At 66.2% G+C, this 16,252-nt stretch carries 14 protein-coding genes and 1 tRNA gene; 6 read left to right on the top strand and 9 right to left on the bottom strand.

Going from position 1 to position 16,252, the window contains the following annotated elements:
• Together MKP05_RS17935 and MKP05_RS17930 are read right to left on the bottom strand one after the other, a co-directional pair.
• On the bottom strand, nt 1-1,063 hold a 1,063-nt coding region (locus tag MKP05_RS17935), incomplete at its 3' end, for an AlbA family DNA-binding domain-containing protein (RefSeq protein ID WP_240569532.1).
• Between the two features lie 206 nt (nt 1,064-1,269).
• Nucleotides 1,270-1,346 (bottom strand) — tRNA-Ile (locus MKP05_RS17930).
• 156 nt (nt 1,347-1,502) lie between these two features.
• Between MKP05_RS17930 and MKP05_RS17925 the strand changes: the two genes are divergently transcribed.
• Nucleotides 1,503-2,096 (top strand): hypothetical protein, encoded by a 594-nt coding sequence (locus MKP05_RS17925; protein ID WP_240569531.1) that lies wholly within the window; start codon nt 1,503-1,505, stop codon nt 2,094-2,096.
• A 241-nt stretch (nt 2,097-2,337) separates the two neighbouring features.
• On the opposite strand, the gene MKP05_RS17920 is transcribed toward MKP05_RS17925, so the two are convergent.
• The gene (locus MKP05_RS17920; RefSeq protein WP_240569530.1) at nt 2,338-4,143 is read right to left on the bottom strand and encodes an ABC transporter ATP-binding protein; all 1,806 of its coding nucleotides are present in this window, start codon (nt 4,141-4,143) and stop codon (nt 2,338-2,340) included.
• A gap of 157 nt (nt 4,144-4,300) precedes the next feature.
• Between MKP05_RS17920 and MKP05_RS17915 the strand changes: the two genes are divergently transcribed.
• From MKP05_RS17915 to MKP05_RS17900, 4 genes are all read left to right on the top strand, one after another.
• A complete protein-coding gene (locus tag MKP05_RS17915; protein ID WP_240569529.1) occupies nt 4,301-5,179 on the top strand; it encodes an AEC family transporter in 879 nt (292 codons plus the stop codon).
• Nucleotides 5,180-5,296: 117 nt separating this feature from the next.
• On the top strand, nt 5,297-6,439 hold the full coding sequence (locus MKP05_RS17910; RefSeq protein WP_240569528.1) for a PQQ-dependent sugar dehydrogenase: 1,143 nt from the start codon (nt 5,297-5,299) through the stop codon (nt 6,437-6,439).
• Nucleotides 6,440-6,466: 27 nt separating this feature from the next.
• Nucleotides 6,467-7,939 carry a sensor histidine kinase gene (locus MKP05_RS17905; protein ID WP_240569527.1) on the top strand — a complete coding sequence of 491 codons (1,473 nt, stop codon included), beginning with the start codon at nt 6,467-6,469 and terminating at the stop codon, nt 7,937-7,939.
• Nucleotides 7,936-9,333, top strand: coding sequence for a sigma-54-dependent transcriptional regulator (locus MKP05_RS17900; RefSeq protein WP_240569526.1), 1,398 nt, complete (start codon nt 7,936-7,938; stop codon nt 9,331-9,333). Before MKP05_RS17905 ends, MKP05_RS17900 begins: the two co-directional genes overlap by 4 nt.
• Nucleotides 9,334-9,611: 278 nt before the next feature.
• On the opposite strand, the gene MKP05_RS17895 is transcribed toward MKP05_RS17900, so the two are convergent.
• The 6 genes from MKP05_RS17895 to MKP05_RS17870 all read right to left on the bottom strand — a co-directional run bounded on the left by MKP05_RS17895 (nt 9,612) and on the right by MKP05_RS17870 (nt 15,365).
• Entirely contained in the window at nt 9,612-10,019 is a 408-nt protein-coding gene (locus tag MKP05_RS17895; protein ID WP_240569533.1) for a hypothetical protein, read from the bottom strand.
• A 93-nt stretch (nt 10,020-10,112) separates the two neighbouring features.
• On the bottom strand, nt 10,113-10,490 hold the full coding sequence (locus tag MKP05_RS17890) for a hypothetical protein (RefSeq protein WP_240569525.1): 378 nt from the start codon (nt 10,488-10,490) through the stop codon (nt 10,113-10,115).
• 280 nt (nt 10,491-10,770) lie between these two features.
• A complete protein-coding gene (locus MKP05_RS17885) occupies nt 10,771-11,622 on the bottom strand; it encodes an ABC transporter permease (protein WP_110283357.1) in 852 nt (283 codons plus the stop codon).
• Between the two features lie 4 nt (nt 11,623-11,626).
• Nucleotides 11,627-12,880, bottom strand: a complete 1,254-nt coding sequence (locus MKP05_RS17880) for an ABC transporter permease (protein ID WP_110283356.1) — start codon at nt 12,878-12,880, stop codon at nt 11,627-11,629.
• A gap of 81 nt (nt 12,881-12,961) precedes the next feature.
• A complete protein-coding gene (locus tag MKP05_RS17875; RefSeq protein WP_240569524.1) occupies nt 12,962-14,080 on the bottom strand; it encodes an extracellular solute-binding protein in 1,119 nt (372 codons plus the stop codon).
• A 148-nt stretch (nt 14,081-14,228) separates the two neighbouring features.
• The gene (locus MKP05_RS17870) at nt 14,229-15,365 is read right to left on the bottom strand and encodes an ABC transporter ATP-binding protein (RefSeq protein WP_240569523.1); all 1,137 of its coding nucleotides are present in this window, start codon (nt 15,363-15,365) and stop codon (nt 14,229-14,231) included.
• A gap of 435 nt (nt 15,366-15,800) precedes the next feature.
• Here MKP05_RS17870 and MKP05_RS17865 point away from each other — a divergent pair, with 435 nt between their 5' ends.
• Nucleotides 15,801-16,226: a universal stress protein gene (locus MKP05_RS17865; protein WP_240569522.1), complete on the top strand. Its 426-nt coding sequence runs from the start codon at nt 15,801-15,803 to the stop codon at nt 16,224-16,226.
• The last annotated feature ends 26 nt before the right edge of the window (nt 16,227-16,252 follow it).

Genomic DNA, 16,252 nt, shown 5'->3' with positions numbered 1-16,252 from the left:
AGGGATTCAAAAGCCTCGCACTATCAGAATCTCGCTGCTCGGTAGCGAGATGGTGGAGGAACTGGCTGAGCGTTGCTGAGATGCCGGAAGTGCCGCTCAGCAAAGGGCCTGATGAAAGAGGCGGGCTGATGATTTCCACCCGGTCGGCGAAGACGAACAGGCGAATGGTGGCACTGACCAGGAAGTCGCGGTGTATCAGGGCATTGACCAGCAGCTCTTCGAAGGCGTCTTCGGGGATCTCCAGTTGTCCCAGGGTGTTGAACCCCCGGTCGCCCTGCACGTGGTGCAGGTTGCGCTTGATGAACGCCATGGCACGCCGGTACTGCTCCTCCAGCGGGCCATCGATGTTCTCGCTATCCAGGTACTGCTTGTCGTACAACACGGTGCCTGGGAAGGCCACGGCGGTGATTTCGCACACCTGCAGGCGGCGCTGTGGCTGCTTGCCGAACAGCAACATGCCGGCCAGGTTGGGGACGCCGTCGCGGGCCAGGTCGATGTTTTCCAGCAGTTGCATGGGCGGCAGGCCCGCCTGCTCGATGCTCTGGCCGTAGCGACGCTCGAAATAACGGGCAAAGGCACGCTCGTCGATGTCGTCGGTACTGGCGTCACGCACCGGCACCTGATCGGCCTGGAGCAGTCCGGATTGCTGAAACAGGCGCTGCATTTCCTCGCGTGCGGTCACATGGCGCTTGTCGGCGCCGTTCTTGACCCAGATTCGGCCCTGCAAGTCCACGTAGGGCTTGTTGATGCCCTCGGGCACCTCCACCACGATGACCAACCCGGCCTCGGTCTGGACGTTGTGGCTGGTGGGGTTGAGCGGCGGACGCACATGCTGGCTGGCCGCGTTGGAGATCAGCTGATTGAGTCGGCCGACATCTTGCCGGCTCAAGCCGGCAATGTGGCCATCATCGGTGACGCCGATAAAGAGCCGGCCACCGGCGCCATTGGCCAGCGAAGCCAGCTCCGACGCCAGAGCGTTGACGTTGGTAAAATCTGCCTTGAACTGATGGCGACTGTCCTCACCACGCTCCAGAACGGCTTGCAGAGCGCTTTCGTCCATCATCACTTGCTCTCACTGACAGCTTGAAAGCCCACTACGGCCGCCCGCTGCGCACGACGTCCAGTGTCCACGATGCTTCCCCCACGTATCGAACGCTAATTATGAGTAGTCGAGGGAATCATACACGCCATGGCCGCCCTACCGCAGCCCACGGACGCTTCGAGGCGAGTGAGTCGCTATGGCAACAAGCGGGAAACGATACCGCGAGATGGTGGGCCCAGCTGGACTCGAACCAGCGACCAAAGGATTATGAGTCCTCTGCTCTAACCAACTGAGCTATAGGCCCTTTCCGGAAAGCGCTGAACAGCGCTGCCGTATGATAGCGAATGCCACGGAGCGAGGCCAGACCCACGGCGCGTGGCGCTCGTCTTCCACCCCGTTGGGCACTTCCTGCCCGTTCGCGTGTCTTCATGCCAGACATGGCCCCTCTGGAGATTTCCTGGTGACGAAACGACTTCTTGGCCTCGGCATGGGGCTTGGTGCGGTATTGCTGCTGGCGCTGCCGGCCGTGGCGGCGTGGGAGCTGGACCCGGCGCAGTCGCGGGTGGCGGCGACGGTGGTGCAGATCGGCCCCGACGGGCCGGTCCCCCGCCATCACGAGGTGCGCCGGCTGGCCGGCAGCGCCGATGCCAGCGGCGCCCTGGAGCTGCCGCTGCGGCTGAACCAGAGTGACGTGATCGAGAAGCTGGGGCCGCTACCGCCCTGGCTCTCGGGCCTCACCGAACGCCCCCTGGCCACCCTGACTACCCGCTTCCCGCCTGAGCAGCTCGAGCAACTGGCCGTCGGCGACTCGCTGGTGGAGGTGCTCGAGCTCTCGGTGCAGTCGGGCAATGCCACGCGCACGGAGCCACTGGCGGTGCGCTTCACCCGGGAATCCGCCGACCGGATCCGGGTGACCAACGCCGAGCGGGTGGCGCTGGACGGCCAGGAGCTGATGGCCGACCCCACCCTGCGCTCGATCCTGCTGCTGCTCGGGTACGAGCGGATCGGCGATGAGGTGCCGGTCAGTCTCGATGCCATACTGGTTCGGCAGTAGCCTCCCGGAGCCTGCGGTCTCCCACGAATATCTCGATGATGGCGGCACCTTCGCAGAAAATGACGCCGAGGCCCGGCCCTATGGGGTCAGACCCCGGCCGAGTTGTCGGGCCTGTCATAGGCACGGGGCGAGCGGATTCGACACCGCCGGGGTCTGACCCCATAGGGCCTCTCAGCGCTGGCAGTTCACCACCAGAGCGTTCTCAAACAGCTGATTTTACACCAATCATTTTGGGTATCGCTCAAAGGGCCGCCTCCCCCACCTCCAGCGCGCCGGTCTGCACCCGCCACTGGGCGGCGTAGCGACCATCCCGGGCGAGCAGTTCGGCGTGGGCGCCCTGCTCCACCACCCGGCCGGCGTCGATCACCACGATCTCGTCGGCGTGGACGATGGTCGAGAGCCGGTGGGCGATCATGATCACCGTGCGGCCGTGGCCGATCTTGCGCAGCGAGCGTTGGATCGCCGCCCCGGTCTCGTTGTCCACGGCGCTGGTGGCCTCGTCCAGCACCAGGATCGGCGGGTCCTTGAGCAGCGCCCGGGCCAGCGACAGCCGCTGGCGCTGGCCGCCGGAGAGGCGCACGCCACGCTCGCCCACCGGGGTGTCGAGCCCCTGGGGCAACGCCACGATAAACTCCCACGCCTCGGCGGTCCTGGCCGCCTCGATCACTTCCGCCTCCGATGCATCCGGCTTGCCATAGGCGATATTGTCGCGGATCGAGCCCTCGAACAGGTAGACGTCCTGGCTGACCAGGCCGATCGCCTGGCGCAGCGAGACCAGGCTCACCCCGTCGATCGGCTGGCCGTCGATGCAGATCTGCCCCGCGCTCGGGTCGTAGAAGCGCAGCAGCAGCTTGATCAGTGTCGACTTGCCGGAGCCGGTGGCGCCCACCAGCGCCAGGGTATGGCCCGCGGGCACCCGCAGGCTGACGTCCTCGACCCCCACCCCGCTGGCGGCGTAGTGGAAGCGCACCCCCTCGAAGCTCACCTCGCCGCGCACCGGTCCGGCCAGCGGCCGACCGTGGTTGTCACGCACGGTGATCGGCACCGCCAGCAGGTCGAGGATGCGCCGGGTACTGGCCATGGCGCGCTCGAAGAGGTCGATCACCTCGGCGAGTCCGGTCAGCGGCCAGAGCAGCCGCTGGGTGAGGAATACCAGCACCCCGTAGGCACCCACGTTCAGGTCGCCGCGCAGCGCCAGCATGCCGCCCACGGTGAAGGTGGCGAGGAAGCCGGCCAGGATCGCCATGCGGATCACCGGGATAAAGGCCGAGCTGACGCGGATCGCCCGGCGGTTGGCCTCCACGTAGGCCTCGCTGGTGGCGCGCAGCCGCTCGGCCTCGCGGGCTTCGCTGGTGAAGCTCTTGATGGTGGCGATGCCGGCGAGGTTGTTGGAGAGTCGGCTGGCGAGATCGCCGACCTTCTCGCGCACGTCGGCGTAGAGCGGCCCCGCCTTGCGCTGGAAGAAGAAGGCGCCCCAGATGATCAGCGGGATCGGCGTGAAGGCGAGCAGCGCGATCAGCGGCGAGATGACGAAGAACACCGCCCCCACCGCCACCACGGTGACGCCCACCTGGATCAGCGAGTTGGCCCCGCCGTCGAGGAAGCGCTCGAGCTGGTTGACGTCGTCGTTCATGGTGGCGACGAGCTGGCCGGAGCTCTTCGACTCGAAGAAGGCCATGTCGAGGCGCTGGGCGTGCTCGTAGGTGTCCAGGCGCATGTCGGCCTGCAGCCGCTGGGCCAGGTTGCGCCACAGGATCTTGTAGAGGTACTCGAAGATCGACTCGCCGGCCCAGATAAAGAAGGTCAATACCGCCAGAATGAGGATCTGCTCTTGCGCAGACTCGAAGCCGAGCCGGGCGACGAAGCTCTCTTCCTGGTTGACCACCACGTCGATGGCCACCCCGATGAGGATCTCCGGGGCGATGTCGAAGAGCTTGTTGATGATCGAGCAGGTCGTCGCCGCGACGATGCGGCGGCGGTACCCCCGGGCATAGCGCAGCAGGCGCACCAGCGCCTGGAAGCTGTTGGCGGAAGCGGTGGAGGACATGGGTGTTTCCTTGTCGACAAGGAGACCAGCTTACCGGAGAGCCGTCCGCCTCCACCAATGTCGCGCCCCTCTTCGGCTTCCGGGCGCGGCCCGGCGCTTGCATCGCCACTCGCCGATTCACGACAATGGTGGGCTTCCCCTCTCGCAAGGACACTCGATGTTCGCCGAACTCTTTGCCGTCATGGCCCCGGTGCTGGCCGGCGCCGGCCTGGGCTTCACCTGGATACGCCTCGGCCAGCCGTATCCAGTGGAGTTCGTCACCCGCCTGGTCTTCAACATCGGCACGCCGGCCCTGGTGATCGCCTCGCTCTCCGGCGCCGAGATCGACGCCGGCAGCTTCGGCCGCACCATGCTGGCCACCGCTCTGGTCATCATCGCCATGGCGGGCCTGGCCTTCTTGCTCGCCTGGCTGCTGAAACGCGACTGGCGGGTGCTGCTGGCCCCCACCATGTACCCCAACACCGGCAACATGGGCCTGCCGGTGGTGCTCTACGCCTTCGGCAACGCCGGCTTCGTCTACGGCATCACGGTGATGGTGACCGTGTCGCTGTTCCAGTTCACGGTGGGCTCGGTGATGGCCAGCCGCAGCGGCCGCCCGCTGCGCACCCTGCTGCGCACGCCCACCGTCTACGCCATCCTGATCGCCCTGGGCCTGCTGCTCACCGACACCGAGCTGCCGCTGTGGCTGGCCAACAGCGTCGACCTGATCTCCGGCTTCACGGTGCCGCTGATGCTGATCACCCTGGGGGTCTCGCTGGCCAGCATCAAGGTCAAGAACCTGCGCTCGGGCATCGGTTTCAGCCTGCTGCGCATCCCGGTGGCCGCCGGCGTGGCCTGGGGCATCGGCTACCTGCTGGGGTTGCCGCCACTGGGCCACGGCATCCTGGTGCTGCAGATGAGCATGCCGGTGGCGGTGTTCAACTACCTCTTCGCCCAGAAGGCCCGCCGCGAACCGGAATACGTGGCCAGCCTGGTGTTCTGCTCGACCCTGCTGTCGCTGTTCTACCTGCCGGTCCTGCTGGCGATCCTGATGTAACCGCCGCCATTCTGCCCACCGGGGGAACACCACGCTCACCCGAGAGTCCGTATCAGAGTCGCTATGCTGGTACAGGGAAGCCGAGCCGTAATGGACAACCACCGAGGGGAGAACGGAATGCACCCGTCATTCAAGCTGTTGCCCACCACCCTGCTGCTGGTCGGTGCCGTGACTGCCACCCAGGTTCAGGCGGTCGAGGTGATCGAGGAACGCATCGCCACCGAACACCATGAGCTGCGTCTGGAGCGCATCGCTTCCGGCCTCGAGCACCCCTGGGCCCTGGCCCTGCTGCCCGATGGCCGCTACCTGGTCAGCGAGCGCCCCGGCGGGCTGGCACTGGTCGACGAGACCGGCGAGATCACCCGCCTCGACGGCGTGCCCGAGGTCAATGCCCGGGGTCAGGGCGGCCTGCTCGACGTGGTGCTGCACCCGCAATACGGGGATGGCGACCACGACTGGGTCTACTTCACCTGGAGCCAGGCCGGCCGCGGCGGCACCGCCACCACCCTGAGCCGCGCCAGGCTCGACGGCGAGGCGCTGGTCGAGGTCGAGGCAGTGTTCGTCCAGGACCGCTATTCCGACCCCGGCCGGCACTACGGCTCGCGACTCGCCTGGCTACCCGACGGCAGCCTGCTGATGAGCATCGGCGAGCGCGGCAGTCCCGAACGGGCCCAGGACGGTGGCGACCATGCCGGCAGCATCCTGCGCCTGACCGAGACCGGTGGCGTGCCCGAGGACAACCCCTTCGTCGACGATGAGGCGACCCTCGACGCGCTCTACACCCTCGGCAACCGCAACCCCCAGGGGCTGACGGTCGCCACGGACGGCACCATCTGGTCGACGGAGCACGGGCCACGCACCGGCGACGAGCTCAACCGCCTCGAACCCGGCGAGAACTACGGCTGGCCCGAGGTCTCCCTGGGCTTCGCCTACACGAGCGACAAGCGCATCGGCCGTGACAGCGCCCCCGGGATGCGCGACCCGGTGCACGTCTTCGACGGGCGTTTCGCCCCTTCCGGGCTGGCCGAGGTGACCAGCGATGCCTTTCCCGCGTGGCAGGGCGACCTGCTGGCCGGTGGCCTGCTCAGCGAACGGCTCGAGCGCCTGCGCCTGGCGGAAGACGGCTCGGTCAGCAGCGAGGTGATCCTCGACGGCCATATCGGCCGCATCCGCGACGTGCGCCAGGGGCATGACGGCTACCTCTACCTGCTCGAGGACGATGCGCGCGGCGGTCTCTACCGGCTGGTGCCGGCCGACTGATCCACCGCCCATCCGACCGGATACGCCATGCGCCTGCGCAACATCATCATTCTCACGGTCATCGTGCCGATGTTCTTCATCCTGGTGGTCTTCAGCCTGGTCGCGATCAAGTCGCTGGAAGACAACGTGCGCTCCAAGCTGCAGACCGAGGTCCAGATCATCACCCATGCCATCGGCACCTCGCTGGGCTATGCCCTGGAACGCGACACCCCGGAGTCGCTACAGGAGTCGCTGCACTCCGCCTTCTCCTTCCACCGCATCTACGGCGCCTACGTCTTCGACACCGATGGCGAGGAGATCTACGGCCTGGGCCTCGGCAGGGCCCTGTTCGACGCCGAGGACATCCGTGCCGTGGTCGACTCCGGCGAGCTCTCCGGCCATTATCGCCAGCACGATGGCTGGACCTACTACTCGGCCCTGCTGCCGTTGACCACGCCCGACGGCGAGACCCGCGGCGTGCTGCAGGTCAACCGCCTCAATACCGGCATCGAGAACTACACCGGCTTCATCAGCCTGCTGGCGGTGCTGGTCTTCGTCATCGGCGCCGCCGGCATCGTGTTCAGCATCTGGTGGGGCTTCCGTCGCCATATCGAACAGCCGCTCAACCGCCTGCTGGCGGTGATGGCCCGGGTCGAGGAAGGCGACCGTCGCCAGCGCGCGGTGATCGGCGGCCCCCAGGAGTACCGCCGCCTGGCCGGCGCCCTCAACGGCATGCTCGATGCCATGGCCGAGAAGGACGCCGACATCGAGGCCCGTCGACTCAAGGAGATCGAGCTGGAGAAGCGGCTGCGCAAGTCCCGCAAGCTCGCCGAGCTGGGGGTGTTGGCCGCCGGCGTGGCCCACGAGATCGGCGCCCCGCTCACCGTGATCAAAGGCCAGGCCCAGCGCCTGGCCCGGCACGAGGCAATCGGCGGCGACGAGCGGGCGCGCCTCTCACGCATCCGCGGCGAAGTGGACCGCATCGTCGAGATCGTGCGTCAGCTGATGGAACTCGGGCGTCGCCACAACGTCGAGAAGGAGAGCCTGCCGCTGGATGCCCTCGTCGGGTCGGCTCGGGAACTGGTCGAGGAGGAGCTGGAACGGCGGGCCATCCGCCTGGAGCTGGACCTGCCCGAGCCGCCGCCGCAATTGCCGGCCAACGGTCAGCAGTTGATCCAGGTGCTGACCAACCTGCTGCGCAACGCCGCCCAGGCCGGCGAGGTCCATCGGGTGCGGCTGCGCGCCCGGGTGGAGGGCGACGAGCTGCGCCTGTGGCTGGAGGATGACGGCCTCGGCATCGTCGATGCCGACAAGCCGAAGGTGTTCGATCCCTTCTTCACCACCAAGCCGGTAGGCCAGGGCAGCGGACTCGGCCTCTCCATGGTCCATCGCATCATCAACGATCATGGCGGTACCATCGGCGTCTTCGACAGCGAACTGGGCGGCGCCGGTTTCGAGATCGGCCTGCCGCTGGACGACACCATGCCTGGCGACACCTGCCAACGAGGAAACGCGACGTGACGCGGAAGGATTCTTCCCCCACCCCGGCTCCCATCCTGATCGTCGAAGACGACCCGGCAATCCTCGAGCTGCTCGAGGAGGAGCTGCAGGATGCCGGCTACCCGACCCTCGGCGCGGGCAGCGCCGAAGAGGCCATCGCCACCCTCAGCCACAGCGAGGTGGCGCTGGTGATCAGCGACGTGCGCCTGCCCGGCATGAGCGGCATGCAGTTGCTGGAGCAGTTGCGCGGCGAGGGCAACTCCCTGGGCTTCATCGTGATCACCGCCTTCGGCACCATCGACCAGGCGGTGGAGGCACTGAAGATCGGCGCCGACGATTTCCTGACCAAGCCGCTCGACCTGGAGGGGGTCCGCGAGGCGGTCTACCGGGTACTCGAGCATCGTCGGCTGGCCGCTCGCTTCCGCCGGGACGCCCCGCCCGGCCACTTCCACGGCATCGTCGGCGAGAGCGAGGCGATGCAGACGCTGTTCCACGACGCCGCTCGCCTGGCCAGAAGCGATGCCCCCATCCTGGTGCTGGGCGAGAGCGGCACCGGCAAGGAGCTGCTGGCCCGGGCCATCCATGCCGAGAGCCCCCGCGCCGAGGGTCCCTTCATCGGGGTGAACTGTGCCAGCATCCCCTCGGAACTGATGGAGAGCGAGTTCTTCGGCCATGTGAAGGGCGCCTTCACCGGCGCAGGCGATTCCCGTCAGGGGCTGTTCCAGGCCGCCCATGGCGGCAGCCTGTTCCTCGACGAGATCGGCGAGATGTCGCCCGGCCTGCAGGCCAAGCTGCTGCGCGCCCTGCAGGAAAAGACGGTGCGCCCGGTGGGCGCCGAGCGAGAGGAGCCGGTGGACGTGCGCATCATTGCCGCCACCCACCGCGACCTCGAGCAGGAGATCACCGACGGCAACTTCCGTAGCGACCTCTTCTACCGCCTGGAGACCTTCTCGTTGCGTATCCCCCCGCTGCGCGAGCGGAATGGCGATATCGAGCGACTGGTCGCGTCACTGATCGACAAGCATGCCGAAGCCCAGGGCAAGGCCATCGACAAGGTCGAACCCGCCGCCCTGCAGGCGCTGCTCTGCTACCCCTACCCGGGCAATGTACGCGAGCTGGAGAATGCCATCATGCGCGCCGTGACCCTGGCCGAGGGTGGCCAGCTCAGCCACGCCGACCTGCCCGAACGCATCCGCGACCATGGCGAGGAGCAACGCCGCAACACCAGCGAGGCCCAGGCCGGCCGCGCCCTGGAACCGACCACCCCGCAGCAGGGCTGGCCGAGTCTGGAGGACGTCGAGAAGCGCTATATCCGCAAGGTGCTCGAGGCCACCGGCGGCAACAAGCGCCGCACCGCCGATATCCTCGGCATCGCCAGGCGCACCCTCTATCGCCGCCTGGAAGAGGAGGAGTAGCAGAGCGAGGCCGCGAAAGCGGGTCCCGGCTCGAAAAAAGGCCCTTGCGGGGAGCAAGGGCCGACAAGGGCGTCATTGCGGTCAGCGGCTGGCTGAGGGGGAGTGCGGCGGGACCGCCGACCGCCCCATGCGACGCCAAGAAGTTCGTCAAGAAAGACTCTGGTTCCTGAAGACTCCATCCCTGGAGTGCCCCGGTGCCAGGCACCGGGGAGGAGACGATGACGCCTCCTGTTCCTGGTAGCCTCCGCGGTCATCGTTCGCTGCTCGACGCGGGGCCGTTACCAGCCGCTGCCCCCGTCGTCATCCGCGGGATTATCCCACTCCTCTTCTTCCCCGCTTTCTTCCTCGATTATGGGATCGTTGGCCGGATCGCCCTGCTCGCCGCCACTGGGACTTGGCATGGGCTCACCACCATCGCCGAAGCCGGGGTCGTCTGCCGGTGCACCAGGATCGGCCGGCGCGGCCGGATCCGCCGGGGTGGCCGGATCGGCCGGGGTGGTCGGATCCGTGGTCGGATCGGCCGGTGCTGCCGGTGCTGCCGGATCCGCCGGGGTGGCCGGATCGGCCGGCGCTGCCGGATCCGCCGGGGGCTCATCGTGAAAATCGGCGAAGGCCAGCGGGCTGGCCATCAGGCCGAACGATACGCCGAGAATACCGAGCTTCTTGAGAAAGTCCTTAGACATCATACTGCACCTCCATTCACTTCCATTCGCTGGAGTTAAGGGCTTGCGTCGCCGGCCGCCTCGACGGCCGGCGTGTGCCTGGTGGGGCGAGCACCATCAGGAGTCTTCTTCCTCCTCCTCCTGGTCATCACCCGCCATCGTTTCCTCACTACCGGTTTCTTCCTCGCTACTCATGGGGTCCTCCTCGACCGGTTCCTGAACTGGCTCCTGGTCCTGGCTCCCCATGACATCCTCATTGCCGCTCATGGCATCGTCGTTGCTACCCATGGGCTCCTCATTCGCTCCGGAACCCTCCTGCATGCCGGGATCCTGAGCCGGCTCCTCCATGGGGGCGTCCTGCTCCATCGGCGGCATCTCGTCGCCGTTGTCACAACCCGCCAGGGCCAGGGTGCCCAGCGACAGCGCCACGATGGCGGCGGCCGCTGCCAGGCGGCGTCCGGTGCCGGGGATGCGAGTCTGCTTGTCGTGCGTCATGTGGAAGGTCCCCCCTTTGTCGTTCCATGTTCACCCTGAAGAGAGCACAGGGCATGCCAGCCACACCGAATCCAACGAAAATTGCCAATTATCAATTGCTTGAAAGCGACACAGCAATCCGCCCGGTGGCTGCGAGGGGGCCGTCACGCTGGTGCAAACTGACACATGGGTCAGGACTGCCTCATCGCGACCGGCTCGCGGCACCGGAGCAAACGTCAAAAAGCGACGGGGAGGCATCCAATGGATGCCTCCCCGTCGTCATCGAGTGCTGGCCCCGAGATCAGCCGGGCGAGAGTCCCCGCAGCCGCTCGCCGCGGCGGCGCAGCAACTCGAGGGTGGTGAGCAGCAGCATGGAGAGCACCACCAGCAGGGTGGCCACGGCCAGGATGGTGGGGCTGATCTGCTCGCGGATGCCCGACCACATCTGGATCGGCATGGTGCGCTGCTCGGGACCGGCGATGAACAGCACCACCACCACCTCGTCGAAGGACGTGATGAAGGCGAACAGCGCCCCCGACACCACCCCCGGCGTCACCAACGGCAGTACCACCTTGAAGAAGGTCCGCGTGGGGTTGGCGCCCAGGCTGTGGGCGGCGCGGATCAGGGTGGTATCGAAGCTCGACAGGGTCGCCGTGACCGTGATCACCACGAAGGGAATGCCCAGGGCGGTATGGGCCAGTATCACCCCCGGGTAGGTCTGGGCCAGGTTGATCTTGGAGAAGAAGAAGAACATCGCCGCGGCGGAGATGATCAGTGGCACGATCATCGGCGAGATCAGCAGCGCCATGATGGCCCCCCGGGCCGGCATGTGCCGGCTGGAGAGCCCCAGCGCCGCAATGGTCCCGAGCACCGTCGCCAGTATCGTCGAGGCGATGCCGATGATGAAGCTGTTCTTGATGGCACCGAGCCAGGCGCTGGAGGTGAAGAAGTCCTGGTACCAGCGCAGCGAGTAGCCGGCTGGATCGAACCGCAGCATCGCCTCCGAGAAGGTGAAGTAGGGCTCGGCGTTGAACGACAGCGGAATGATCACCAGCAGCGGACCGATCAGGAACAGGAAGATCAGTGCGCAGAGGCCCAGGAAGGCGTAGTGCCAGAGGCGTTCGCCACGGGTGGCATAGGAAGGAATGGCCATCGGATTACCCCAGCTTGACCTTGTCGACGCCGATCAGGCGATTGAAGACCAGATAGAAGACAACCACCACGAACAGCAGGATCGAGGCGATCGCTGCGGCAAGCCCCCAGTTCAGCGAGGTCTGCATGTGGTAGGCGATGTAGTTGGTGATGAAGCGTCCTGACTGACCGCCCACCAGCGCCGGGGTGATGTAGTAGCCGATCGATAGGATGAATACCAGGATGCCGCCGGCGGCGATGCCCGGGATGGTCAGCGGAAAGTAGACCCGACGAAAGCTGAGGAAGGGCTTGCCACCCAGCGAGCGGGCCGCGCGCATATAGCTCGGCGGGATGGTCTTCATCACCGAGTAGAGCGGCAGGATCATGAACGGCAGCAGGATATGCGTCATGGCGATGATGGTGCCGGTCTTGTTGTGGATCATCTGCCAGCGCGCCTCGTCGGCGATCACCCCGATGGCCACCATCATGTCGTTGAGCACCCCCTGGGACTGCAGGATGGCGATCCAGGTGGTGGTGCGCACCAGCAGCGAGGTCCAGAACGGCAGCAGCACCAGGATCATCAGCAGGTTGGAGTGGCGCAGCGGCAGGGTGGCGAGCAGGAAGGCCACCGGGTAGCCGAGCAGCAGGGTCAGGCCGGTGATCACGGCACTCATCCAGAAAGTGCGCCAGAACAGGGACACATGGATCTCGAGGTGGTCCGGCACCTTGGCGATCTCGCCGTCCGGCGTCAGCTGACGGTCCACCGCCGCCAGGTAGTAGGAGGGCGTATAGGGCGAGGCTTCGCGCCGGATCAGCTTCCAGGTGTCGAGCTCCCCCCAGGTGTCATTGATCGCGATCAGCGACTCGCGATAGGGCGGCTCGACGCTGCCCATGCGGCGGGCCGTGCGGCTGATCGTCGAGCGCATGCCGGACTTCTCGTAGTTCAAGCGGCTCGACAGCAGCCCGAGGTTGCGCGCCGCCTGGCCTTCGCGCAAGTCCTCCACCAGGGCGGCGAAGACCGGCTCATCGGGCAGCGACTCGCCGTCCCACCTCTCCAGGGCCGCGACGGTACGCGGCAGGTGGGTGGACACCTCGGGGTTGTCGACGCTGCGCCACAGCATGTCGAAGATCGGCATGACGAAGGCGACCACCAGGAACAGCAGCAACGGCGACACCAGCAGGAAGGCCTTGACCTTCGAGCGGCGCACGGCGCGGCGCAGGCTGACCTTGAGCGGCACGCCATCGGCGGTGGTCAGTAAAGCAGAGGGTGATTCGGACACGCAGGCCTCTCCATCGAGCGTAGAAAGCGATCGGGATGCATCGGCGGGGCCGCCACCCGCGAGGCGGGTGGCGGCGTGGCCTCACTGGGCCAGCCAGGCGTCGAAGCGCTGGGTCAGTTCGTCGTTGTAGTCGGCCCAGAACTCGTCATCCTTCTGGATGGCGGTGGCGAAGTTGGGGCCGTAGGTGGGCATGTGAGGCTTCATCTCGATGCCGGTCTCGGCATGGGTCGAGACGAGCTCCGAGGAGGACCTGCGCGCCGGGCCGTAGGAGATGTACTTCGCCTGGTCGGCGAGGCGCTGGGTGTCGGTGGCGAAGTAGAGGTAGTCCTTGACCTTGTCGAGCTTGCCGGTGGGCACCACCCAGCCGTCGAGCTCGAACACCTGGGCGTCCCAGATGATCTCGAAGGGCTGGTCCTCGGTGACCATGGCGTTGAAGATGCGACCGTTGTAGGCCGAAGCGAAGGCCACCTCCTGGTCGGCGAGCAGCTGCGGCGGCTGGGCGCCCTCCTCCCACCAGATCACCTCGTCCTTGATGGTGTCGAGCTTGGCGAAGGCACGCTGGATGCCCTCCTCGGACTCGAGCACCTCGTAGACGTCTTCCGGTGCCACGCCATCGGCCACCAGCGCCCACTCGAGGTTGTTGATCGGCTTGCGCATCAGGGTCCGCTTGCCCGGGAAGTTCTCCAGGTCGAAGACATCGGCGATGGTGCTGGGCTGGTTGTCCTCGGGGAACATCTCGGTGTTGAAGGCGACGACGTTGGAGTAGACGATCGAGGCGACGAAGCACTCGCCCAGGGCACCGTCGACGAAATCCTCGCTGGGAGGCGTGCCGTCGGGGGCGTCGGCCAGCAGCGTGTCATGATCCAGGGGTTCGAGCAGGCCTTCGGCGCAGGCGATCATGGCATCCGCCGGCAGCATGTCGACCAGGTCCCAGGTGACGTTGCCCGCCTGGAACTGGGCACGCAGCCCGGCCAGGGCGTTGCCGCTGCGGTCGATGTTGACGATCTCGCCGCCGTTCATCTCCATCCAGGGCTCGTGATAGGCCTTCTGCTGGCTCATGCTGTAGGCCCCGCCCCAGGAGACGATATTGAGCGTCTCCTGGGCCTGGGCCGTGGCCGCCAGGCCGAGGCCGGTCATGCCCGCCATCGCGATGGCGATACCGAGGCGTCCCTTGCGACTGTTGATGTCTTGCTGTGTCATGCTGCTTCTCCACGCCTTGTTGTTCGTTTGTGTGACATCGTTGTTCGTTCGTGTGACATCGATCCACCGGCACTCCCGCCGGCCTCGGGCCGTAACCCTGTCCTTCTTCCCTGCTCGGTCTCGCTACGACATCTCGTCGAGACGCCCGTCAGGCATCCAGGGCGCGACAGTCGCCCCAGGACCAGCCGACCTCGATGGTCTGCCCCGGCGTCAGCGCCGGGTGTCCCTTGGCGTTGGGCGTCTTGATGATGAACTCGTCGTTGCCACAGACACGCAGCCGTGTGCGCAGGTGATCGCCGAGATAGATCACCTCCATCACCTCGCCATGGAAGCGATTGTCATGGTCCGTGTCCTCGCCACCGACGAGGATATCGACCCGCTCCGGGCGCAGCGAGAGCGTGGTGGGCGTTCCCGCCTCTCCCGAGGCCACGGCCCTCGCCAGCACCGTCTCGCCGCTGTCGAGGCGCACCCGGCAGCACTCGCCGCTGTTCTCCACCACCTCGCCGCGCAGGCGATTGTTCTCACCGATGAAGTAGGCAACGAAGGCATTCTCCGGCTCCTCGTAGAGGGTCTCGGGGGAAGCCAGTTGCTGCACGACGCCGTCGTTGAACACCGCGATGCGGTCCGACATGGTCAGCGCCTCGGTCTGGTCGTGGGTGACGTAGATCATGGTCACGCCGAGGCTGGCATGAATCCGCTTGATCTCGTACTGCATCTCCTCGCGCAGGTTCTTGTCCAACGCCCCCAGGGGCTCGTCCATCAGCACCAGCTCGGGCTCGAAGACCAGGGCCCGGGCCAGGGCGACCCGCTGCTGCTGGCCGCCCGAGAGCTGGGCCGGGCGGCGGTCACCGAACTCCTCGAGGCGCACCATCGCCAGGGCACGTGCCACCTTGCGCTTGATCTCCTCCTTCGAGAGGTGGCGCACTTCCAGTGGAAAGGCGAGGTTCTCGGCCACCGTCATATGGGGAAAGAGGGCGTAGTTCTGGAAGACCATGCCGATGCCCCGCTTGTGGGGCGGCTGGCCGCTGATCGGTTCGTTCTTGAGCAGGATCTCGCCGTGGGTCGGGGTCTCGAAACCCGCCATCATCATCAGGCAAGTGGTCTTTCCCGAGCCTGAGGGACCCAGCAGGGTGACGAATTCACCCTGCCGAATGTCCAGGTTGAACCCCTTGACGACCAGCTCGACACCGTCATAACTCTTCTGGACATTGACGAAACGGGCAAAACACGACGACGCTTCTATCGTTGCTACCCTTTCCTCATCTGCTTCGAGGGTCTCGTTCATGAAAACTCCCTGGTAGAGATCCGTTACGGCAAGGCGAGCGATTCGGCCAGGCAAGCGCTCGCATAACCGGACAGGCATGATTTATTCTTGTAACCTAATGTGTGACGCCGACAATAAGGGCAGCGAGGGAGTGCCGCAATCCCCGCGGTGGACAAACAGCGTTGAACACCTGGGTACCCGCCACCTGTAAAGTCGGCTATGCCCGCGTAGCACCTGGAGACGCGGAGGCGGAGCAGAACCCGGGCGCCGAGACGCTTTGAAATCCGGCACAGCCATTTTCATGGCGTACCATCGCCAGGGCATGCAGGACGGTGGGCCACGATCGTTTGACGAAAAGAATGGCGTTACCCTCAGGGCACACCAAACTGGAGAGCATGGAGACCGCATCGACAACCACCCAACACGAGAGCCCCCGAGGGAGCAAGGAGACTGAACATGTACCGCAAGATCATGGTGCCGGTAGACCTGGCACACATCGACGTGATCGAGCCCACCTTGAAGACGGTGGCCGATCTGGCGCGTCACTATGACGCCGAGGTCTGTTATGTCGGGGTCACGGCCACGACGCCGGGCAGCGTGGCCAGAACCCCCGAGGAGTACCAGCAGAAACTCGAGACCTTCGCCCAGCAGCGCTCCCAGGTGCACGGCCAGCCCGTCAGCACGCACCTCATCACCGACCCCGATCCGATCGCCGATCTCGACAATCTCTTGATCGAGGCCATCGATGCGGTGGGCGCGGACCTGGTGGTCATGCCGACCCACCCGCCGCAGCACCTGGACGTGCTGATGCCATCCCACGGCGGCAAGGTCGCCACCCATACCGACGTGTCGGTGTTCCTGGTCAGGCCGGCCAAGCAGTGAGCGCCTGTCCCCGAAACCGCCCGACA

This window comes from Halomonas flagellata, assembly GCF_022487945.1.
Lineage (GTDB): Bacteria > Pseudomonadota > Gammaproteobacteria > Pseudomonadales > Halomonadaceae > Halomonas > Halomonas flagellata.
Note: the sequence above shows the minus strand (reverse complement) of the source record. Positions and strands in the feature narration are given on the sequence as shown.

Bases quoted from the DNA above. Each gene is read 5' to 3' on its own strand.
- MKP05_RS17920 (WP_240569530.1), bottom strand. From the start codon at position 4,143: ATGTCCTCCACCGCTTCCGCCAACAGCTTCCAGGCGCTGGTGCGCCTG.
- MKP05_RS17915 (WP_240569529.1), top strand. From the start codon at position 4,301: ATGTTCGCCGAACTCTTTGCCGTCATGGCCCCGGTGCTGGCCGGCGCC.
- MKP05_RS17910 (WP_240569528.1), top strand. From the start codon at position 5,297: ATGCACCCGTCATTCAAGCTGTTGCCCACCACCCTGCTGCTGGTCGGT.
- MKP05_RS17905 (WP_240569527.1), top strand. From the start codon at position 6,467: ATGCGCCTGCGCAACATCATCATTCTCACGGTCATCGTGCCGATGTTC.
- MKP05_RS17895 (WP_240569533.1), bottom strand. From the start codon at position 10,019: ATGATGTCTAAGGACTTTCTCAAGAAGCTCGGTATTCTCGGCGTATCG.
- MKP05_RS17890 (WP_240569525.1), bottom strand. From the start codon at position 10,490: ATGACGCACGACAAGCAGACTCGCATCCCCGGCACCGGACGCCGCCTG.
- MKP05_RS17885 (WP_110283357.1), bottom strand. From the start codon at position 11,622: ATGGCCATTCCTTCCTATGCCACCCGTGGCGAACGCCTCTGGCACTAC.
- MKP05_RS17875 (WP_240569524.1), bottom strand. From the start codon at position 14,080: ATGACACAGCAAGACATCAACAGTCGCAAGGGACGCCTCGGTATCGCC.
- MKP05_RS17870 (WP_240569523.1), bottom strand. From the start codon at position 15,365: ATGAACGAGACCCTCGAAGCAGATGAGGAAAGGGTAGCAACGATAGAA.
- MKP05_RS17865 (WP_240569522.1), top strand. From the start codon at position 15,801: ATGTACCGCAAGATCATGGTGCCGGTAGACCTGGCACACATCGACGTG.